This is a genomic window from Lewinella sp. IMCC34191 (assembly GCF_003390935.1).
Lineage (GTDB): Bacteria > Bacteroidota > Bacteroidia > Chitinophagales > Saprospiraceae > Neolewinella.
Window position 1 is genome coordinate 237,413 of sequence record NZ_QNQZ01000002.1, and the last position, 20,775, is coordinate 258,187.

General features: G+C 58.6%; 21 protein-coding genes. 17 read left to right on the top strand and 4 right to left on the bottom strand.

The window, feature by feature from the left end; all coding sequences use genetic code 11:
* Positions 1 to 5: 5 nt before the first annotated feature.
* Positions 6 to 1,736 (top strand): DNA polymerase III subunit gamma/tau, encoded by a 1,731-nt coding sequence (gene dnaX / locus DRW39_RS05500; protein ID WP_116106013.1) that lies wholly within the window; start codon positions 6 to 8, stop codon positions 1,734 to 1,736.
* Between the two features lie 95 nt (positions 1,737 to 1,831).
* Here the strand turns inward: dnaX and DRW39_RS05505 are convergent, their stop codons facing one another.
* Positions 1,832 to 2,530, bottom strand: coding sequence for a TVP38/TMEM64 family protein (locus DRW39_RS05505; protein WP_116106014.1), 699 nt, complete (start codon positions 2,528 to 2,530; stop codon positions 1,832 to 1,834).
* A 62-nt stretch (positions 2,531 to 2,592) separates the two neighbouring features.
* Here DRW39_RS05505 and DRW39_RS05510 point away from each other — a divergent pair, with 62 nt between their 5' ends.
* Complete coding sequence (locus DRW39_RS05510) at positions 2,593 to 3,921, top strand: glutamine synthetase family protein (protein WP_116106015.1); 1,329 nt, start codon at positions 2,593 to 2,595, stop codon at positions 3,919 to 3,921.
* Here the strand turns inward: DRW39_RS05510 and DRW39_RS05515 are convergent, their stop codons facing one another.
* Positions 3,922 to 4,281: a hypothetical protein gene (locus DRW39_RS05515; RefSeq protein ID WP_116106016.1), complete on the bottom strand. Its 360-nt coding sequence runs from the start codon at positions 4,279 to 4,281 to the stop codon at positions 3,922 to 3,924. It abuts the gene before it with no gap.
* An 84-nt stretch (positions 4,282 to 4,365) separates the two neighbouring features.
* Between DRW39_RS05515 and DRW39_RS05520 the strand changes: the two genes are divergently transcribed.
* The 3 genes from DRW39_RS05520 to DRW39_RS05530 are packed head-to-tail and all read left to right on the top strand — an operon-like array spanning position 4,366 to position 6,516.
* A complete protein-coding gene (locus tag DRW39_RS05520) occupies positions 4,366 to 5,388 on the top strand; it encodes a hypothetical protein (protein WP_232830072.1) in 1,023 nt (340 codons plus the stop codon).
* Between the two features lie 8 nt (positions 5,389 to 5,396).
* Positions 5,397 to 6,245, top strand: a complete 849-nt coding sequence (locus DRW39_RS05525) for an HAD-IIA family hydrolase (protein ID WP_116106018.1) — start codon at positions 5,397 to 5,399, stop codon at positions 6,243 to 6,245.
* Positions 6,246 to 6,258: 13 nt separating this feature from the next.
* Complete coding sequence (locus DRW39_RS05530; protein ID WP_116106019.1) at positions 6,259 to 6,516, top strand: hypothetical protein; 258 nt, start codon at positions 6,259 to 6,261, stop codon at positions 6,514 to 6,516.
* A 200-nt stretch (positions 6,517 to 6,716) separates the two neighbouring features.
* On the opposite strand, the gene scpA is transcribed toward DRW39_RS05530, so the two are convergent.
* On the bottom strand, positions 6,717 to 8,768 hold the full coding sequence (gene scpA / locus DRW39_RS05535; protein ID WP_116106020.1) for a methylmalonyl-CoA mutase: 2,052 nt from the start codon (positions 8,766 to 8,768) through the stop codon (positions 6,717 to 6,719).
* Positions 8,769 to 8,854: 86 nt separating this feature from the next.
* Here scpA and DRW39_RS05540 point away from each other — a divergent pair, with 86 nt between their 5' ends.
* The 7 genes from DRW39_RS05540 to DRW39_RS05570 all read left to right on the top strand — a co-directional run bounded on the left by DRW39_RS05540 (position 8,855) and on the right by DRW39_RS05570 (position 14,993).
* A complete protein-coding gene (locus DRW39_RS05540; RefSeq protein WP_116106021.1) occupies positions 8,855 to 9,778 on the top strand; it encodes a YihY/virulence factor BrkB family protein in 924 nt (307 codons plus the stop codon).
* 109 nt (positions 9,779 to 9,887) lie between these two features.
* On the top strand, positions 9,888 to 10,994 hold the full coding sequence (locus DRW39_RS05545; protein WP_198664797.1) for a DegT/DnrJ/EryC1/StrS family aminotransferase: 1,107 nt from the start codon (positions 9,888 to 9,890) through the stop codon (positions 10,992 to 10,994).
* Positions 10,995 to 11,002: 8 nt separating this feature from the next.
* A complete protein-coding gene (locus DRW39_RS05550) occupies positions 11,003 to 11,728 on the top strand; it encodes a WbqC family protein (RefSeq protein ID WP_116106022.1) in 726 nt (241 codons plus the stop codon).
* Positions 11,682 to 12,383 (top strand): acetyltransferase, encoded by a 702-nt coding sequence (locus DRW39_RS05555; RefSeq protein WP_116106023.1) that lies wholly within the window; start codon positions 11,682 to 11,684, stop codon positions 12,381 to 12,383. Before DRW39_RS05550 ends, DRW39_RS05555 begins: the two co-directional genes overlap by 47 nt.
* Positions 12,383 to 13,318, top strand: coding sequence for a hypothetical protein (locus DRW39_RS05560; protein ID WP_116106024.1), 936 nt, complete (start codon positions 12,383 to 12,385; stop codon positions 13,316 to 13,318). The genes DRW39_RS05555 and DRW39_RS05560 overlap by 1 nt, the downstream gene beginning before the upstream one ends.
* A gap of 6 nt (positions 13,319 to 13,324) precedes the next feature.
* The gene (locus DRW39_RS05565; protein ID WP_116106025.1) at positions 13,325 to 13,996 is read left to right on the top strand and encodes a hypothetical protein; all 672 of its coding nucleotides are present in this window, start codon (positions 13,325 to 13,327) and stop codon (positions 13,994 to 13,996) included.
* Positions 13,989 to 14,993, top strand: coding sequence for a glycosyltransferase family 2 protein (locus DRW39_RS05570; RefSeq protein ID WP_157975945.1), 1,005 nt, complete (start codon positions 13,989 to 13,991; stop codon positions 14,991 to 14,993). Before DRW39_RS05565 ends, DRW39_RS05570 begins: the two co-directional genes overlap by 8 nt.
* Here the strand turns inward: DRW39_RS05570 and DRW39_RS05575 are convergent.
* A complete protein-coding gene (locus DRW39_RS05575) occupies positions 14,930 to 16,072 on the bottom strand; it encodes a glycosyltransferase (RefSeq protein WP_157975946.1) in 1,143 nt (380 codons plus the stop codon). The genes DRW39_RS05570 and DRW39_RS05575 overlap by 64 nt on opposite strands.
* Positions 16,073 to 16,170: 98 nt before the next feature.
* Here DRW39_RS05575 and DRW39_RS05580 point away from each other — a divergent pair, with 98 nt between their 5' ends.
* Genes DRW39_RS05580 through DRW39_RS05600 form a run of 5 tightly spaced genes read left to right on the top strand, consistent with a single transcriptional unit; the run spans position 16,171 to position 20,775 of the window.
* Positions 16,171 to 16,998 (top strand): ABC transporter permease, encoded by an 828-nt coding sequence (locus DRW39_RS05580; protein WP_116106028.1) that lies wholly within the window; start codon positions 16,171 to 16,173, stop codon positions 16,996 to 16,998.
* 30 nt (positions 16,999 to 17,028) lie between these two features.
* Complete coding sequence (locus DRW39_RS05585) at positions 17,029 to 18,297, top strand: ABC transporter ATP-binding protein (RefSeq protein ID WP_116106029.1); 1,269 nt, start codon at positions 17,029 to 17,031, stop codon at positions 18,295 to 18,297.
* Positions 18,298 to 18,325: 28 nt separating this feature from the next.
* Positions 18,326 to 19,186 (top strand): sulfotransferase, encoded by an 861-nt coding sequence (locus DRW39_RS05590; RefSeq protein WP_116106030.1) that lies wholly within the window; start codon positions 18,326 to 18,328, stop codon positions 19,184 to 19,186.
* 6 nt (positions 19,187 to 19,192) lie between these two features.
* A complete protein-coding gene (locus DRW39_RS05595) occupies positions 19,193 to 20,371 on the top strand; it encodes a DoxX family membrane protein (RefSeq protein WP_116106031.1) in 1,179 nt (392 codons plus the stop codon).
* Between the two features lie 53 nt (positions 20,372 to 20,424).
* Positions 20,425 to 20,775, top strand: a complete 351-nt coding sequence (locus DRW39_RS05600) for a hypothetical protein (protein WP_116106032.1) — start codon at positions 20,425 to 20,427, stop codon at positions 20,773 to 20,775.

Genomic DNA, 20,775 nt, shown 5'->3' on the forward strand with positions numbered 1-20,775 from the left:
CACGGATGAGCAATTTCGTAGTCTCCGCGAGAAAATACCGTCCCGTACGCTTCGATGAGGTGGTCGGACAGCGGCACGTTTCCCAGACGCTGAAGAATGCGCTACAGACGGACCACCTGGCACACGCCTTTCTATTTTGTGGTCCGCGGGGGGTAGGTAAGACCACTTCCGCGCGCATTTTGGCGAAAGTGCTCAACTGTGAAAACCGGACGGCCGACTACGAGCCCTGCAACGTCTGTCCCAGTTGCGTCGCCTTCAACAATAACGCCAGCCTCAACATTACCGAGCTGGACGCGGCCAGTAACAACTCGGTCGACCACATCCGCTCGCTGACCGAGCAGGTACGATTCGCCCCGCAGCAGGGGGAGTACAAGGTATTTATCATCGATGAGGTCCATATGCTCTCGCAGCAGGCCTTTAACGCCTTCCTAAAGACCCTGGAAGAACCGCCTCCCTACGCGATCTTCATCCTCGCGACAACGGAGAAGCACAAGATCATTCCGACGATCCTTTCCCGTTGCCAGATCTTCGACTTCAAGCGGATCCAGCCCAATGACATCATCGAGCACCTGCAGGGCATCTGCCAGCAGGAAGGGATCGAGGCCGATGAGGACGCACTGCACATCATCGCGCAGAAGGCCGACGGTGCGCTGCGGGATGCCCTGTCGATCTTCGACCGGATCGTCAGCTTCAGCGGTAAAACAATCACCTACGAGGCCGTCATCGAGAACCTGAACGTTCTCGATTATGACTACTTCTTCCGGGCCGTGGACTACATCCTGACCGAAGACCGCTCGGGTATGCTATTGCTATTCGACGAGGTCCTGAAGGGGGGCTTTGACGAAGACCTCTTCCTCAATGGATTGTCGGCTCACGTGCGCGACCTCCTGGTGTGCAAAGACCCGGCCACCCTTCAATTGCTGGAGGTGGGCGAACGGCTACGGGAGCGGTACCGCCAGCAGGCGGGCCTGGCCCCCGCGAATATGCTACTGACGGTGCTTGACCTCGCCAACGAGTGCGACCTGAACTTCAAACTGGCCCGCAACAAGCGGCTGCACGTGGAGATGAGCCTTTTGCGGATGGTCAGCATCCGAAGGGCATTCCGGAGTGAGCCGCCCGTTATCCAGGCCGCGGACTCCGTAGAGGTACCAACCCCGTCTTCCGAAAGCAATTTACCTGCGCCCGCCGCCCCAGAAAAAAAAAGTCCTGAGCAAAGCGAGGACCCCGAGCCCGCCCCGGAGATGACACCCGTGCAGGCCCCCGCTCCCACCCTGGGCTCGGCTTCTTTTGCCAGTGTAGACATGACCAGCCTCATTGCCGAAGCCGAGGAAGAGGTCGAGCATGCGGTTGCGCCCGAGGAACTCCCCGAACTGGACGCCGAGCATCTGCGGGGGGCATGGGACGTATTCGTAACCGAGCAGCAGGGCACGCCCCTGGCCGTCTTCCTCAAACAAGCCCTTCCGATACTGCAGGGGGAAGAAGAGGTGGTCGTCAAGGTCGGCTCCGCGCGGGCCATCGCCTCCCTGCGCGAAGATGACAGCCTGATCCGACACCTCCGCAGCACCTTCCAACGCCCGAATCTGGTCATGATCCTGGAGCACGACGAAAGCCTGAAGCCGGTGCAGACCAAGATTAAAAAGCGCTTGTCGGCCAAGGATAAGTACCTGCAGATGCGGGAGAAGAACCCGGCACTGGACGAGCTGCGGAAAAGGTTTGACTTGCGACCGGAGGAATAATGGCCTTCGTCGGCTTTGGTACGGTGGTCGGCTGACTTCGTCATCCGGAGTAGTCAGCCGACTTCGTCGTCGTTAGTGGCCGACTTCGTCGCCCGTTAGTCATCATCGTTCGTGAAGTACTGGTAGGCGAGGTAAATGACGTAGAGGCCCAGGCCGATGCCGCCGACCCAGACGAGAATGTCTTTCAGTTGCTCGATGTCCTGGCTGAAGAAGGCAATGAGGACGGTGAGGGGAATGATGCCCGCCAGGGTGGCCAAAATGAAACGGATGTATCCCATTTTGAGCATACCGGCCACGAAACTGATGGCATCGTTGCTGAGGAAGGGCGCCAGGCGGAAAAGGACGACGGCGCCACTGCCGTATTTATTGACGGTACCTTCGAGTTTCTTCTCCGATTTTTCACCGATCAGTTTGGTGAGGCTGGCTTCGCTCAGTCCCTGGCCCAGGACGTAGCCGACGGTACTGGCTACGGTAACGGCGACCACGGAAAGCAACCCGCCCCACCAGGGTCCGTAGGCCAGTACAGCGATGATCATGAGCAGCCAACTTGGGACGACGATGAGAAACATCTGGACGGTCATGATGAGGATGACCACGAGGGGGCCCCAGAAGCCGAACTGCTTGACGTATTCGGTGATGCGCTGATTGTCGCCACTGCTAACCACCTCATAGGCTTCCTGTACGCCGGACTGGAAACCAGGTAACATGAAGTATGCCCCGATAAGGCCGACTACGATCAGTCCGGAAACGACGTAAACGATGATCTGCAGCCGGCTGGTTTTTTCTTCGCTCATAATATGTATGTAAAGGCTGGCGTGGGAAATGTTCGGCCGCCGGGTTTTCTATCTTCGCCCGGATGAAGGCAATCGATCAGCTCCGCGAAGATCCTACACAGCGCGTCAAAATCGGCGTGACCGACCTCGACGGCGTTCTGCGCGCCAAGTATATTTCGGCGGAGAAATTATTGTCGGCTCTGGATAAGGGTTTCGGCTTCTGCAACGTCATCTTCGGGTGGGACATCGCCGACCAGGTGTATCCCGATCCGCTTCCCGATCCGGGCTTTGCCGATGCCCTGGCCAGTATTGACCCCGATACGATCAGGCAAATCCCCTGGGAGGATGCCCTTCCCTTCTTCCTGGGTGACTTTCGCAACGATGAAGGCGTTGCCGGGGCCGCCTGCCCCCGATCGCTGCTCCGCCGGATCGTACAAAGGGCGGAGGACCTCGGTTTTACGGCACGTTTCGGGCCCGAGTACGAGTGGTTCACCTACCGGGAAACGCCGGACTCGCTGACCCGACCGGCTCCCCCCCGCCCACTTACTCCGGGCATGTTCGGATATTCGGGGCTACGCACGAGCCAACACGCCTCCTTTCACCGCGACCTGTTCGATCAGCTCCGGAGTTTCGGGGTACAACTCGAGGGATTGCATACGGAGACTGGTCCCGGCGTACTGGAGGCGGCCGTCAGCCACCGGCCGGCGCTGGAAGCCGCCGACCGGGCCGCGCTGCTGAAACTCGGCGTGAAGGAGATCAGCTACCGTCACGGATTCGTGAGCAGCTTCATGGCGAAGCCCTCGGCGAGTCTCCCGGGTTGCGGCGGGCACATGCACCAATCACTTTGGCGCGACGGCGAGAACGTCTTCTACGATCCCTCGGCGGAAGGGGGCATGAGTAAGTTGTTACGGCACTACATCGCCGGCCAGTTGCTCTTTCTACCGGATATCATGCCAATGTTTGCTCCGACCGTGAACAGCTACAAGCGGTATACGGAGGGATCCTGGGCCGCTACCCGCGCCAACTGGGGAGAAGAGAATCGGACCGTTGCTCTACGCTACATTCCGGGCGACGGAGCCGCTACCCGCCTGGAGACCCGAGTGCCGGGCGCGGATGCCAACCCCTACCTGGCGATTGCCGCGGTCCTGGCGGCGGGCCTCTACGGCATCGAGCACGAGCTGCCCCTGGAGATGGACGCGGTGCGGGGCAGCTCGTACGATCAGGCGATCGGGAACCGGCTACCGAAGCACCTGGGGCAGGCGGCGCAGGCCATGCGGCAGAGCGCACGGGTGAACAGCCTCTTCGGAGCGGCCTTTTGCGATCACTTCGTCCGTTCCCGCCTACTGGAGTGGGAACGCTTTCTGGGGGCGGTTACCGACTGGGAGAAGGAGCGCTACTTCGAACAGATCTGATCATCCGGACCCTGATTTCTTTTCGCTTGGTTTGGTCTTTTCCGCCGGAAGGCGGGCGGGTTCCCGGTAGCGAACCGAGGTGAAGGTGGACCGGCGCTGCCGCCGTTCGGCCCGCGGAATACGCCGTCGCTTGATCCGTTCGGACTGCCGGGCGGCTGCGTTGATGACCAGCATTCGACCGGCGGCCAGGGGGTTCTTGCGGTGGGGGCCGTAAACGGTCATTCTTTTAATGCGCGCTAGTTCGGCTCGCTGGCTAGCCTGCTGGGCCGGCTCTGCTTGGGCGTGCTGGCCACGGGCAAGACTGGGCAGAATGGCAATAAGGGCAAAGAGAAATAATAAGGGTAACGGGTTTTCTCGCATGAAATCGACTTTATAAAACTCAACCGAAGCTGATCGGACAAGTTTGCCATTCGCAGGGGCTATCAACTACCTTTACCGCCGATCATGACAAACTATCAAAACATACTGCGGTACGCCTGGCGCGCCTACGACCACACCCGCGCGATTCGCAGCATCGAGGACATCAGTGCCAAGGTATCGACCAACCACGTCTTCAAACTCGTGATGGAGGACGGTAACGTGCTTATTGCTAAAGTAACGTACTTCGGTTCCTTCGAGGGCTTTGCCGAAGACCATACGATCATCAACGTGCTGGCCAACAACCTGCCGGTGCGCTACGCCAACTTCCTGAGCCGGGGACTGATGAAGGGCAACCAACTCTTCTTCCACCGGCACATCGACGAGGATCAGGACGCCTGGATCATCTTTTACCGACCGATCCAGATCCAGGAGAACCCACCCAAGCGCCTGACCGAAGACCAGGTAAGTCAACTGGGCCGGGAGATGGCGTATTTCCACCGCGACTGCACCCTGGTGACCAACACCCTACCCCGTAGCGATCGCGACATGACGACCGACGTAACGGCCCTGGTGGCCTCGGCCCGCACGGATTACCCCGACCACTACGAGCTGATCGAGGAGCACTGCCGGCGCTTCCTGGAGAACACCTTCCGGATCAACGTCTACGGCTTTCAGAAAATTCCCGTGTTCGTCGACTGGAACATCGGCAACTTCAGCGTTGACCGCAACGGTCGGCTGGCCAGTCGGTGGGACTACGATTGGTTTCGGATATCGACACGGGTGGTCGACTTTTACTTCCTGAGTCGGGTGGTTAGCGAGATCGGCGATCGCAGCGCCTTCACCTACGAGGTCGACCGGCTGCTGGAGGATCGCTTTATGCTCTTTCTCAAATCCTACCACGACGTCTTTCCACTCACCCGCCCGGAGGTGCTGTTTATCAAGGAGGCCTACCGTTTTTTCCTGTTAAATTATGCCCTTCGCCTGGGGCGGTACTTCTTTCTTCCCTCCTTTGCCGATCAGTTGTCCCGTGATGTCCTCACGACGCACCTGCCGACCCTGGACGAGAAGTTTACCGTCGACAAGATTTTAGATACGCTCAGACTCTAATCCCCTCTATGGACATTTCTTCCTTCGCCGATGTAGCCGAGCAATTCCCCGTAATTTTCTTCGACAGCTACGGCGTCCTGCGCAACCACCGCGGCCCCATTCCCAACGCCATACAGACCGTGGAAAAGTTGATGGAAAGGGGCAAACACGTACGGGTACTGACCAATAACGCGGCGCGCAGCCCCCAGGCCGCCGCCGTTCGGATGGCGGACTATGGTATTCACTGCATCTCCGAAGACAAGATCATTACGAGTGGTGCGACGACCCGCCACTTCCTGGAACAAAAGGTAAAAAAGGGAAAGGTGGCCTATCTGGGCACGGCGGCTTCCGCGGAGTACATCATTGGCGCGGGCCTGGAGGCCATACCGATTTCGGCCGTCGATTTCGAGCGGCTAGACGAGATCGGGGCGGTAGCCTTCCTGGATGATGAGGGCTACGACATGAACGTCGACATCAATCTCCTCATCAACATTTTACGCAAGTGTCAGGTACCGGTGGTGGTGGCCAACACCGATCTTCTCTACCCTACCACGGCAAATGATGTCGCGCTGGCTACCGGCAGCATCGCCCGGCTCGCGGAGTACGTACTGGGCCGGAAGTTCGTCAAGTTTGGTAAGCCCGCCAGCCAGATGTTCCAGATGGCACTAGACAGCGTGGCACTGGAAATGCCAGAAGTCTGCCCCGCCGACATCCTGATGGTGGGCGACACCCTGCACACGGATATTTTAGGTGGGAACACCTATGGGGTTTCAACGGCCCTGGTGTTGAGTGGTAATACCCGCCCGGAAAGCGCCGAAACGGAAATCAAGTCATCGGGCATTATTCCGGACTTTGTATGTAAATCGGTAGGAGAATAAAAAGCAGTAGATCATGGCATCATACGACGAAAAAGATCGCAAGGTCATCCGGCTCATTCGCAGCCAACTGGGGGAGGAATGGTCAGTGGCTAAGCCCCGCATCCTCGAGCAATTACCCGATGACTATGACCCGAAGGAACTGGGCAAATTCGTCGATGACCGGGATGAGCCGGGCATCCACATCAACGCTTGGGGGGTGGAACCGCGCTTCTATCCCCACCGGGATTCAAAGCGATTGCTGGAGTTTTACCGGATTCGCAGCCTGGAATAGACATCAGATGTGTCAGGTCCGTCAAGGTTACAGACATCGGATGTGTCAGGTGTATCTACGCAGGCAAACCGGCCAAAACCGGAGTGAACGCGATTCACTCAGCTCCATATGAAGCGATTCTGGTACAGTTTAGCAAAAGCACATCGGATGTCTGACAAACTGTCAGACCTGACACATCCGATGCTTAAATAAATAGCTAGCTACCCCAGCATCATCGTCAATATCTCCTCCGCTGCGGCCGTGATGTTTGTTCCAGGCCCGAAGACGCCTACGACGCCCTGCTCGTATAGAAAGTCGTAATCAGCGGGCGGAATGACGCCGCCGACGATGACGCGGATATCCGCAGCGTCTTCTTCCGCCAGTCTCTTGATGACTTCCGGTACCAGCGTTTTATGGCCGGCAGCCAGCGAACTGATGCCCAGCAGGTGAACGTCGTTCTCTACGGCCTGCCGGACAGCTTCGTCCGGTGTCTGAAAAAGGGGGCCTACGTCGACATCAAAGCCTAGGTCCGCGAAGCCGCTGGCGATGACCTTGGCGCCGCGATCGTGGCCGTCCTGCCCCAGCTTGGCAATGAGGATGCGGGGGCGGCGGCCGTTTTCTTTGGAGAAGCGATCGGATAACTTACGCACCTGCTGGAGTCTTTCTCCAGCGGAGTGACCGGCGTAGACGCCGCTAATTAGTTGGTGGCTGGCCCGGTAGCGGCCGAATACCTCTTCCAGCGCCGTGCTGATCTCACCCAGCGTAGCGCCGGCCCGGGCGGCATCCACCGAGGCGGCGAGTAGATTGCCGTCACCGGCTGCGGCTTCGGACAGGGCGGTCAGGGCGCGGTCCGTTTCCGATTGGTCTCGTTCGCGTTTGGTGCGCTCCAGGGTGGTAAGTTGCTCTTGGCGGACCCGGTCGTTGTCGACTTCCAGCAGCTCGAAGTCTGCGGCTTCCCGGTTCTGGTAGACGTTGACCGCTACGATCTGTTCCTTGCCGGTATCGATGGCCGCCTGCTTGCGCGCGGAGGCCTCCTCGATCCGCAGCTTCGGCAGGCCGGATTCGATGGCGCGCACCATCCCCCCAGCCTCGGCTACCTCGGCGATCAGTTGCCGCGCCTCGTCCATGAGCCGTCGCGTTTCCCCTTCCACGTCGAAGCTGCCCCCCCAGGGGTCGACCGCCTGCGTGATGCCGAGGTCATTTTGCAGATAGAGTTGGGTATCCCGGGCAATCTTGGCGCTGTAGTCGGTCGGCAGGGCGATCGCTTCGTCCAGCGCGTTGGTGTGCAGGCTCTGCGTCCCTCCGAAAACCGCGGCCATGGCTTCGATGCAGGTGCGGGCTACGTTGTTATAGGGGTCCTGCTCGGTGAGGCTGTAGCCGCTGGTCTGGCAGTGCGTCCGCAGCATCGAACTCTTCGGGTTCTTCGGCTTGAATTCGGCCATGAGCTCCGCCCAGAGCTGCCGGCCCGCCCGCAGCTTGGCGATCTCCGTGAAGTGCTTCATGCCGATCCCCCAGAAAAAGCTCAGGCGGGGGGCGAAGTCGTCGATGTCGAGGCCCGCCGCAATGCCGGCCCGTACGTAGGCCAGCCCGTCGGCGAGGGTGTACGCCAATTCCACCGCCGCGGGGGCCCCGGCTTCGTGCATGTGGTAGCCGCTGATGCTGATGCTGTTGAAGCGGGGCATATGCTGAGCCGTGTAAGCGAAGATGTCGGAGACGATCCGCATACTCGGGGCCGGCGGATAGATGTATGTATTGCGGACCATGAACTCCTTCAGAATGTCGTTCTGGATGGTGCCGCTCAGTTTTTCAGGAGCTACTCCCCTGCGCTCCGCCGCAACAATGTAAAAGGCCATGACCGGGAGCACCGCTCCGTTCATGGTCATGCTCACGGACATCTTATCCAGCGGGATCTGGTCGAACAGCCGCTCCATATCGGCTACGGTATCGATGGCTACGCCGGCCTTTCCCACGTCGCCGCGGACGCGGTCGTGGTCGCTGTCGTACCCCCGGTGGGTGGCTAGGTCAAAAGCAACGGATAACCCCCGCTGGCCGGCGGCCAGATTGCGGCGGTAGAAGGCGTTGGACTCCGCCGCCGTGCTAAAACCCGCGTACTGACGGATGGTCCAGGGGCGGCCGACGTACATGCTGGCGTAGGGCCCGCGCAGGTAGGGCGGGTAGCCGGCGACCGAAGTCAGCGGAAGTTGATCGCCCGGCAGGCGGGTTTTTCGCCCCAGGATGTGGTCGGGGCGCCGGGAAAATTGTGGTCGTTGCATACAGTCAGGGTGGCGGGTAAAATACGTAAATCGGCGGGGCGAACACTATCGGTCGTATCGGTATTGTATGAGCAAAGACGCCGCCCGTGCCCGAACAAACATTTATAAAACGTACGATCTCCTTCACCAAAGAGTTGTTCGCCAACTACGGCCAGGATGATGCCTTTACGCTGGGCGCGGCGCTGGCCTACTACACCGTCTTCAGCTTTGCTCCGCTGCTGGTGGTCGCCATCGCGATCGCGAGCTACTTTATGGGGGAAGACGCGGTCACCGGCCGGCTGTACGGGGAACTGAACGGCCTGCTCGGACCGGATGCCGCCAGCACCCTACAGGAAATCGTAAGTAATGCCTACTCCACCGGTGATAGCCTATGGGCCACGATATTGGGCATAGGCACCCTGCTCTTCACGGCCTCTACCGTATTTGCCACGCTGAAGATGAGCCTGAACCGGATCTGGCAGATCGAGGCGCGGCCCAGCAACAACGTTATGGGATTCATTGTAACCCGGCTCCTGAGTTTCAGCTTCGTGGTGGGGCTGGGTTTCTTGCTGATGATCACGCTGGTCGTCAACGCGCTGATCATCGGTTTCATGGACCAAATCGCCAGTTCCCTACCGGCGCTCGGCCCTGCGGTCCTGGCGATCACCAGTTGGGTGCTCTCCACGATTGTCACGGCGGTCATTTTTGCCCTGCTCTTCCGCTTCCTCCCCGACGGGAAGGCCCGCTGGAAGGACATCTGGGCGGGCGCCATCTTCACCGCCCTGCTTTTTGGGCTGGGCCGCTACCTGATCGGGCTGTATATCGGCAACTCGAACTTCGGCAACACCTACGGGGCCGCCGGGGCGCTAGTCACCCTACTGGTGTGGACCTTCTACAACAGCCTCATCCTCTTCCTGGGAGCCGAATTCACCTTCACCTGGGCGAAGCGCCGCGGCTTCCCCATACGCCCGGATCACAATGCCGTGCGCATCATTAAGGAGGTCCGGAAAGTGGACGGCATCAAGGTGTAGCCGGTGCCGGAGCGGACGGCCAAATACCATGTGAGGAAATAAGACTACCTTACCTAAGGTATTTTGTATTTGTTTTTTGTCGAGCCTAGCCCCGCTTCAGAGACCCTTTGTGAACAACACACCCATCCAAGTTAGCAAAACCTATCTGCCTACCCGGCAGGATTATTATGAACTGCTTGAGTCAGTTTGGGATAACCATTGGGTGACGAACAACGGTCCGCTAATCCGGCAACTTGAAGCTACGCTCACCGAGCGCTTTAGCGCCCCGCTAAAAGTGGTTTCTAACGGCACCGTAGCAATACAACTGGCTATCCGGGCACTTGACCTGACCGGCTCCGTGATCACCACCCCCTACTCTTACGTAGCCACTACGAACACCTTACTCTGGGCGGATCTGACGCCGATCTTCGTCGACATCGAGCCGGAGTGGTTCTGCCTCAACCCCGACCTCATCGAGGAGGCTATCCGGCCGGACACCACGGCCATCCTGGCTACCCACGTTTACGGCTACCCCTGTAATCACGAGGCACTGGCGGACATAGCCGAGCGGCACAACCTGAAACTGATCTACGATGCGGCTCACGCTTTCGACGTCGCGGTAGACGGCCAAAGCATTCTGACCTGGGGCGACATTTCCACCCTGAGCTTTCACGCTACCAAGGTCTTCCATACGATTGAGGGGGGTGCGGTCCTGTCCACCGATCCCGACATCATCGAGCGGTTACAGCTTATGCGAAGCTTTGGCCACGCCGGCCGAGACTTTCTATCGCTGGGGATCAACGGTAAAAACAGCGAGTTTCACTGCGGTATCGGTCTGCTCAATCTGGCGCGCCTGGAAGAGAATCGCGCGGCGCGGAAGCGAATCAGCGACCTTTACCGGGAGCTGCTATCGGAGATGCCGTTGAACTGCCTGGACCCGGCAAACTACCCGGGCCTCGACTACAACTACGCCTACTTTCCCGTCTTCTGCTGGGATAACGCCATGCGGGAAGAGTTCATCGCCAAGCTAAACGCCGAGGAGATATACCCCCGCCGGTACTTCGAACCTTCCCTGAATCAATTGGATTTCCTTGCACCGGAGTTACGACGTTCCTGTCCGGTGTCGGAGCGGGCCGCCAGTACGGTCGTCTGCCTGCCGCTGTACCCCGATCTTCCCCTGGACGACGTTCGGCGGATCTGTAAGATCATCCGTAAAAATATCCTGCAGTGGTGGTGACGGCGGTTATGCAGCCCTATCTCTTCCCCTACCCCGGCTACTTTCAGTTGGTAATGGCGGCCGATCGCTTCATCTTTTACGATGATGTGCAATACATCAATGATGGATGGATCAATCGGAATCGCCTACCGGACGGGTGGTTTACCGTACCCGTTGCCGCCGACCACATGGATACGCCAATCAAGGATCGGCGCATAGCGGAAAAGCCCTACGCACGCTTCCGCAAGAAGTGGCTTAAACGATTTGATCTTCAGTATCGACGGGCCCCCTTTTATGAGTCGACGCGTCAGCTGATCGACCGCGTGTTCGTCCCCGAGCCTACGCATATAGGCGCTCTAGCCGCCAGAAGCGTGGAACTGACGGCCGAACACCTCGAAATTGCACCCGTGTTCGGGACTTCCAGCAGCTTCACCTACGATCGGAATGCCGATACGCAGGACAAACTCCTCAGCTTACTGAACGAAACCGGAACTGAGGCCTTTGTGAACCCGGAAGGCGGACGCCACCTGTACGAAGCGGCCGCCTTTAACAACCAGGGGATTTCACTACGTTTCCTACACTCCACACTCGACTACAGCGGGCAGGCAGGGCGCTTGGGGTACTCCATCATACACCTGCTCGCTCACCACGAGCCCGAAGTTTGCCGGCGCTGGCTTACGCACTATACCCTGACATCCAACAACCAACATGAACCCGCAACAGACCAACCCGCAGAAAATCGTTCTCTTCGGTGAGTCCCAGCTTGCCAGTCTGGCCCATTTCTACCTGACCCACGACAGTCCCCACGAAGTGGTGGCCTTCACCGTCGATGCAGACTACCGTAAGTCGGATTCGTACGAAGGACTGCCGCTCGTCGACTTCGAAAGCGTACAGGAGCATTATCCCCCGGGCGAATTCGCCATGTTTCTGCCCATATCCTTCAAGCAGATGAGCCACCTGCGACGGTCCAAGCTGGAGGCGGCCAAGGAAAAGGGGTACGCGATCATCAGCTACGTCAGCAGTAAGGCCACGACCTGGCCGGACCTCAATGTGGGCGAGAATTGCTTCATCTTCGAAGACAATACCATACAGCCCTTCGTCACCATCGGCGACAACTGCGTACTCTGGAGTGGCAATCACATCGGCCACCATACGACCATCGGCAATCATGTTTTCATAACCTCCCAGGTGGTTATCAGTGGCGCCTGCACGATCCACGATCACGCTTTCTTTGGCGTCAATGCCACCATTCGCGACGAAACGATCATCGGAGAAGCAACGCTGGTAGGCATGGGCGCGCTTATCACCCGGGATACCGAGCCGTATTCCATTCATTTGGGCGCCAAGGGAAAAGTCGCCCGGGGAAAAAGCGTCAATCTCGACAGCATCTCCCATAAATCCGGCGGATAATGGCCTGGCAGAAACTCGGACGGGTATTCCATACCGGGGGGCAGCAGCCCTGGATGGTTTCCCATGCCTGTACCCCAACCTCGCTCTACCTTCCCGATGAGGACCGCATCCGGGTCTACTTCGCCCCACGGAATCAAAAGGGGCAGAGTATACCGACCTACCTGGAGGTGGAAGCCGCCGACCCTACCCAGGTCGTTTACCTCCACGACCGCCCGATACTGGAACTCGGTGAGCGGGGTACCTTCGATGACGGCGGCATCATGCCGTGCAGCATCGAGCGAGCCGAAAACGGTGACCTCTACCTGTACTATGTCGGCTGGAACCCTTCCGTGTCGGTCCCCTACCGCAACGCTGTTGGATTGGCCGTCAGCCTGGACGGGGGGAAATCCTTTCAGCGCCCCTTCCCCGGCGCGGTCATTGATCGGACCCGCTACGAACCCTACTTCACCGCCAGCCCCTTTGCCCTGCGCGAGGGAAGCGTCTGGCACCTGTGGTACGCGAGCAGCAGTGGCTTCCTGGAAGTGAACGACCGGATTGAACCGCTGTATAATTTGAAGTACGCCCGCTCAACGGACGGCGTGAACTGGGAACGCAACAATCCGGACATCTTTGCCCCCGCCTTCGAGAACGAATGCACCGCCCGGCCGGCCGTCGTCAAAGACGGTGACCTCTACAAAATGTGGTATTGCTACCGGGGCAGCTACGATTACCGGGATGGAAAAGACGCCTACCGCATCGGATACGCGGAGAGTAACGACGCGGTCAACTGGATCCGCAAGGACGAAGCGGCCGGCATCGATTTCGCCGATTCGGGCTGGGATTCCACCATGCAGACCTACCCGGATGTGGTCGACACCCCGCACGGTCGCTATCTCTTTTACTGCGGCAATGGCTTCGGGCAAACCGGTTTTGGCTGCGCCAGGTGGCAAAAATAAAAACCTATGAAGACGACCATTTTATCCTACGACCCGGAGCGTTACCCCTTCGAAAACCTCTTTCAGGAATTCCTGGAGACGCGGGAACTCAGCGAGCTCACCGCTAGCTATGCGGATGAACCCTCCCTGGCTAACTCCCTGTACAAGAATATGGAGCAGTCTCCGGTATTCAAGCGAATGTACAGCGCCCTGGATGCACCGGAAGGGCAGCAATTTTATGACCTCTACGCCAAGTTTATCCGCCAAGAGATTCGTCCTCAGTTCGACGGCCCCATCTACTACCAGGCAAAACCCAGCCACCGCATCCTCTTCGCCGACGTGCCCGGGCAGAGTCGGTTCCACCGCGACGCCGATTACGGACACGACCCCAACGAAATCAACTACTGGGTCCCCCTCACCCCGGCCTACGCTACCAATACCTTTTGGATCGAAAGCGAGGTCGGCCAGGCCGATTACGAGCCGGTGGAGGCCCGGCCGGGCGAGTACGTTCGTTTTCCCGGTTCGACCCACGCCCACGGGGCTAAGGCGAACGATACCGGTAAGAGCCGGGTGTCCTTTGACTTTCGGGTGATTCCCGCTGACCTGGCCCCCGCCGCCTACCGCGAGGGCAGCAACCGGAACGCGGGGGAGGATAACCCGGTACGGGCAAACGCGCTACAATTCACTTACTGTGCGTGAGTTACCCGAAGTCAGTGTCAGTATTATTACTTACAACCAGCGCGAGCTAGTTGGACGGGCTATCGACAGCGCGCTCCGACAGGAGACCAGCTTCCCCTTCGAGATCATCATCGGGGACGACTGTTCCAACGACGGCACCCAGGACGTACTACGGGATTACAAAGCGCGCTACCCCGACAAAATCCAGCTGATCCTGCACCCGGTCCGGTATAAGAACGAGGTCCCCGGCCGCACGAACAATACCACCAATCTGCTGAACTGCCGGGGCAAGTACACGGCCATGCTGGACGGTGACGATTACTGGACCGATCCGCACAAACTGGAGCGGCAATACCGGATCCTCGAGGACCGGCCGGATATCGCCTACTGCCTGCACGATGCCCGCATGGCCTATCACCAAACCCCGAAATACGAACCCTACATCCGCAAGATGTCGGAAAAGGTAAACTGCCCCCCCACCGGCGTGTACAGCCAGGCCGACTTAGCGATGCGCAACGTTCTCGCGCCGCACATCGGATCGATCATGTACCGGACCGATCAGCTTCGGGACTTACCGGACTGGTTCTATAAAGTGATTGCGGCCGATTACGCGCTGCTCCTGCATCTAAGTCGTAACGGGTCTATCTATTACGACGAGCGGGACGACGCGGCATACTACATCTCGCCGGCGGGTTTTCAGCAAGTATTCCGGAAGAACCCGACGCATCTGCACCAGGAATTACGGGACATCGAAACCTACAACAAGCACTTCCCCGCGACCCGCGGGAGTGCCCAAGGCACCCGCGGCAAGGCGATCTTGCATTTCCACCTTTACCAGCACTACCGCGACGAAAAGGAAAACCGCAGGGCGGCGCGGCATTTATATCGTGTCTTCCGGCACGACCCCCTGTTCGTCGGACAGCTTATCCTTTCCTCGCTGAAGGGCAATAAAGGTTACCGACCGGCTTCCAAGCGCGCTAATAAGTCCGCCGAGAAATCCGCGGAAATCCGCTCGTAGCTGTAGTTTTCCAGGGTGAACTGCTGTCCGCGAGCGGCGATGGCGGCCCGTTCCTCCGGATGTTCCAGGTAGTAATCGATCTTCCGCAGGCAGTCTTCATCGTCGGCGTAGGTGGCAAAGATTCCCTGCGGGAAAGTGGCCGCCAGGTTCGGTGCCATGCGGGTCAGCATGAATCCACCGACGCCCATCACCTCGAACATCCGTTGGTTAAAGCCTACGGTCCCGGCGATGTCGACGTAGTCGTTGAGGCAGATGTCGGCATGGTGATAGGTCTGGTACATTTCCAGACCACTGGTCACGCCCCGGAAGCTCTCCGCCAGGTTGGGGAAATCAGCCAGGGTGCGGCCGTCGCCGCCGTGTTCCCACCAGTACCCCCACCAGGTGAATTTTGTCCGGCCGGCCAGGCGCTCGAAGAAATCGGTGCGGGCGGCGAAGTTCTCCGTACCCATGCCACCGACAAAGACGACCCCAGGGCTGGGCCGGCCCTCCACCAACTGGTCGTTGATGCGGGGATCGAAGCCCTGGTCGTTCAGAATGCTATCCACCCCGTGGACCTCGAAGATCTTTTTAAAGTGGGGCTGATCGGTATAGATGAGATCGAAATCGTTGGGGTGCCATTCGTACGGCAGGCGGGCGCTCAGGCGAGCGACCAAGAGCGCCTCGTCCCGGTAGGGCTGCCAAAAGGAGGAAGGCTGCGGTTGGGAGCGGGCAAACAGCACGTCAGGCTTACGGTGCCGGATGTAGGCATCCGCCACGTAGCTACGCCACGCCCGGTGGTTTCCCGTGACCCGCCGGTAGGCGCGGAAGGCAAACTCCATTGCCCGCGCCCGAGCCTTTCCAAAAAGTTTCTCGGCTACCTTTCGGGTGAAGACTCCGTCCAGAAAAAAGTATTCTTCCGCCTCCCACTGCCCGGACTGATTCAGGTAATAGGTATAAAAATCACCGTAATTAGAGTAGAGGCTTAACAACCACTCCCGGTATTCTTCCAGGTTCATATCGCGGATGGCGGGCTCCGCGGCTTGCTTCTGTTTCAGGTATTTACGGGGATGGACAATGTCAAATTTGATGAGTCGCTTCATGCAGAATAAGGGGGCTGTGGTATCAAACTGTGAATTATCCAACCCAAAGATAGTATGTCCCTGATGCTCGGACTACCTTCGTGGAGAAAACCGAGCCGATGAAGTCACAGGCCACGACGATAATTAAGCCGCTCAGCGGGTGGCAATTGCTTGGCCTGACCGAACTCTGGCAGTACCGCGATCTGCTCTACTTCCTCTCCGTCCGGGGCATCAAGATCAAATACGCCCAGAGTATACTCGGTGTCGGGTGGGCGGTAGCTAACCCCCTCATCCAGGCCGTGCTGTTCACGGTGATCTTTGGCAACCTGGCCAAACTGGAAAGCGACGGCACGCCCTACATCCTGTTCAGTTACACCGCCATGGTGGTCTGGACCTACTTCAGTGGCATCCTGACCGACGCTACGACCTCTCTCGTGGCCAACCGGGCCATGATCAGTAAGGTCTACTTTCCCCGCCTGGTGTTGCCCCTTTCGGCCGTGCTGAATAAGCTGCTGGACTTTGCCATTGCGTTTATTATCCTGATCGGCTTACTCCTGTACTACGGTCAGGCACCCAGCTATACGATCTTTATGTTTCCGGTCCTGTTGCTCATTCTCATCCTGACGAGTATCGGTATCGGTTGCCTGCTGGCCGCCGTTGCCGTGCAGTACCGCGACGTCAACTACGCCATGAACTTTTTGGTGAAGATGTTGATGTACAGTGTTCCGGTGGTCTATTCGGTAGATTACATCCCCGAAGCATACCGTACGCTGTACGCCATCAACCCCATGGTCGGGGTCATCGAGGGCATGCGGTCCATGTTCCTGCAGTCGCGTCCCTTCCCCTGGGAGTGGGTCGGCATCGGTGCCTTGGTGGCGGTCGTTATCTTTATTGTAGGTTGTTTTTATTTCAGACGCGTGGAGCGTCACTTTGCGGATTTGGCCTAATGCCGTGACCGCGGGCTTCAAAGCCGCACTATGAACGAAAACGTTATTGAAGTTACCGATCTGGGAAAACGTTACCGCCTGGGTGGCCGTGACCACGCGGAAACCCTATTGGAGCACGTAGGGCAAATCGCTACCTACCCCATCCGCAACTTCCGTAATCTGGTGCAACGCAAAAACTTTACCGAAGGCGAGGAGGATGACAGCATTCTCTGGGCACTACGCGATGTCAACTTTACGGTAAAGCAGGGCGATGTTCTAGGCATCGTAGGCCACAACGGCGCGGGCAAAAGTACGCTGCTGAAAATCTTGAGTCGCATCACCCCGCCGACCACCGGCGAGATACGCATCCAAGGCCGGGTATCCAGTTTGTTGGAAGTAGGGACCGGCTTCCACCAGGATCTGACCGGTCGCGACAACGTCTTCATGAACGGTGCGGTACTGGGGCTGACCCGCCGGGAGATCCGCGACCGCTTCGACGAGATCGTCGAATTCAGCGGCATCAGGAAGCACATCGATACCCCGGTGAAGTTTTACTCCTCCGGAATGAAGGTCCGGCTGGCGTTCAGTGTCGCCGCGCACCTGGATCCGGAGATCCTGATCATCGACGAAGTACTCGCCGTAGGTGACCTGGCCTTCCAACAAAAATGCCTGGGCAAGATGGACAGCGTCCGGGAACAGGGACGTACCATCCTCTTCGTCAGCCACAACATGAGCGCGGTGGAAGGGCTTTGCGGACGCTGCATCCTGATGGACGGCGGCCGGATGGCCTACGACGGTACCGTCAGCGAGGCCATCGGTCGCTACCGCGAGGGCAGCCTGAATATGGCCGAAGCGAGCGGCCTGGCAGAGCGGACCGACCGCGACGGCGGCGGACGGATCCGGTTCACGGACGTACGCCTCAATCAGAACGGAGGCGTATACACCGGTGAGTCCGTCCGCCTGGAACTGGATTACGAAGCCACGGTGGATATCCCCAGCTTGCAGGTCGCCATTAAATTCAGCCGCAGCTACCGCGAAGTGGTGATGACCCTGGATAACCGCATTCAGGGGAAGCCCCTTTCCGCCCGAGCCGGAAATAACACGCTCGTGGTGGAACTGCCCGCGCTGGATCTGATTCCCGACCGCTATCTCATCGACCTGTGGGCCGGTGCCGGTTCCGTTGCCGAAGACCGCATCTTCAACGCTACATCGGTGGTGGTGCTGGAGAAAGACATCTACGGCAGCGGGGTACTTCCCCAGGCGAACCGCCACGGCTTCCTGGTGCCCCCCGCCTGCCGGTGGGAAACCGCCCGAACCTAATTTCTCAATCGCCGAGTAACCCCACGCTATGCTACCCGGAAGAATCAAAGGCCACGTACGCGCCACCGTCCGCAACACCATCACCAGCGGCCGGAGGATGGGCTTTTTCCCTACCCGACGCTTCGCGCTCATCTGCCACCAACGGAGCGGCAGCAATATGCTCACCAGCATCCTGAACCAACACCCTGACGTCATCATGCGGGGGCAAATCCTGAAGGACGACCCCGACTACCAGGCGCAATTACAGGAAATGGGCATGGTACCGTTTACGGGCAAGCTGTTCGACGACGGGATCGAGGCCCGCCGCCAGTTCGATCGTCTGCAGGAGCAAGCCGGCGAACGGGAAGACCGCAATGCCCGGGAAACCGTGGAATCCTTCTATCACAGCCAGGGATTTGACAGCCACCGCTCCGTGATCGGTATCAAGTTTCACGGCGGTACGCTGTACCGGGACGAGATCGAAGCCATTTTCCTCGGTACGACCCCCTACGATATTATCCTGCTGCACCGGGAAAACCTGCTCGCCGCCGGCATCTCCTGGTACCAGGCGCGCGTGCTCGACCAGTGGGTTTCCAAATCCGAAAAGATCGAAAAGCCCACCATCGAGATCGATATTCCCCTGCTGCTGGAGTTCGTGGAGCGCACCCGGGACGACATCGCCGAATGGAAAGGGATGTTGGAGAAGCATCGTCATCCCTACCTGGAACTCACCTACGAGCAAATCACCTCCCCGGACTTTTCCTACGATACGATCTGGAACCATCTCGACGTGCGGTCGATCGAACAGCCAAAACCAAAAACGTATAAACTGCTCAAGGATTACCAGCACATCAGCAACATAGACGCCATCCGGGAAGCTTTCGCCGGCAGGGAACTAGGAGCGGTATAAAGATCGATGGCCTTATTCAGCGCATCCTCCCTCCGACAAGCTCCTTACCTGCGCCTCGTCGCCCTGCTGATCCTGTCCCTGGTCGGTATGCACTTCCTGGATGATTTACTGCGCCACCTGCCCCTACCCGAGTCGATTTATACGACTACCCCGACACTTGATTTTGTAAAGGGGCTTAACGGACGGCGAATACTTTCAATCGGCTTCTTGGGGCTAATCTGCGTCGTCCTCGATCGGTGGCGGGGTGTCGACCTTCGCCATTTGCCCGCCGAAGCCCGGGCCTTGTTGATCGCGGCGATCGGGCTGCAGACCTACAGCCTGGGCCTGCTGGACTACAACCATTACTTCAACAATTGGATGATCGCGGATCGGTTGCTGCTCGTCGGCCTCGGCATCCTGGCCATCGGGCGGCCCCTCTTTATTCCGCTCTTTCTCATCGATCTGGTGATGATGACCGGCCAGCTCCGCCAGCCCCAGTTGATCGGCTACGACCACGTCCACAAGTTCATCTTTCCCCACATCCTCTCGCTGGCGTGGTGCTTCCTGGCCGTGAATTGCTTTATCCGCATTCGGAAGCCCTACGGGCTATTGGTTCCGCTGGTCATGGCCCCGCTCAGCCTGTGGTATATCGCGGCCGGCATCGGGAAGCTGGAAATGGATTGGCCGAACTATAACAACCTCTACAATCTATTCGCGGCGGCCGTGGACGAGGGCTGGCTGGAGGGCTGGTCGGCCCGGAGCAAGCAGTTCCTGGCGGACATGCTGGAACTGAGCCCGAAACCCCTGCTCTGGCTGACGATCCTGATCGAGATCGCCTTTCCGATACTGTTGTTCACGAACCGGACCACCGCCATCGTAGTATCGCTCAGCCTGATGCTCTTCCACCTGGTCGTCTACCTGTTCAGCGGCATCCTGTTCTGGCAGTGGTCCTTGCTGGAAGTGGTCTTCATTTACTTCCTGTTGTTCCGCAAAGAGGCGGTAGCTCAGCTCTTTACCTGGCGCAGTCGCCTGACCTATTGGCTGTTGCTCCTTTTGCTTCCCCTGGCCGTTCACATCGGGAAATTGGCGTGGTACGACTGCGGATTCATCAACAGCTATACCTTTTACCTCGTAGACAAACAGGGAGAAGAAACGGAACTGGATGCCACCTACTTTTCACCCTACGATACCGGTTTTACTTCCTGAGCCGGCAAAAGACCCTGGCCAATACGTACGGCCAGTGTAACGACGCTGAACTGGTGAACCTGCTGACCGACTGGAACGAGAGAGATGACCCCACCAATCTCCGTCGGGTGGAAGCCTTCCGAAGCACCCGTGGCATGGAACGCTACGATACTGCCCGTGCGGCTACCTTCGAGCACTTTCTGGAGACGTTCATCCGAAACAAAAATCGCTACGACCCCGAACTCATCAGCCGGTTTAGCGTACCGCCCCATATGCAGCAGTCCGCCGATCAACGCAACCTTCAGATTGAAGACCTGGCCGGCCTGAAGATCGTATACCGGGAAAAGGTCGTGCTGCCCAAGCTGGAGTACTTTACCGTAGCCCGCGATAGCTTTTTCCTACCCCTCACCCCCCAAGCCGAGTAA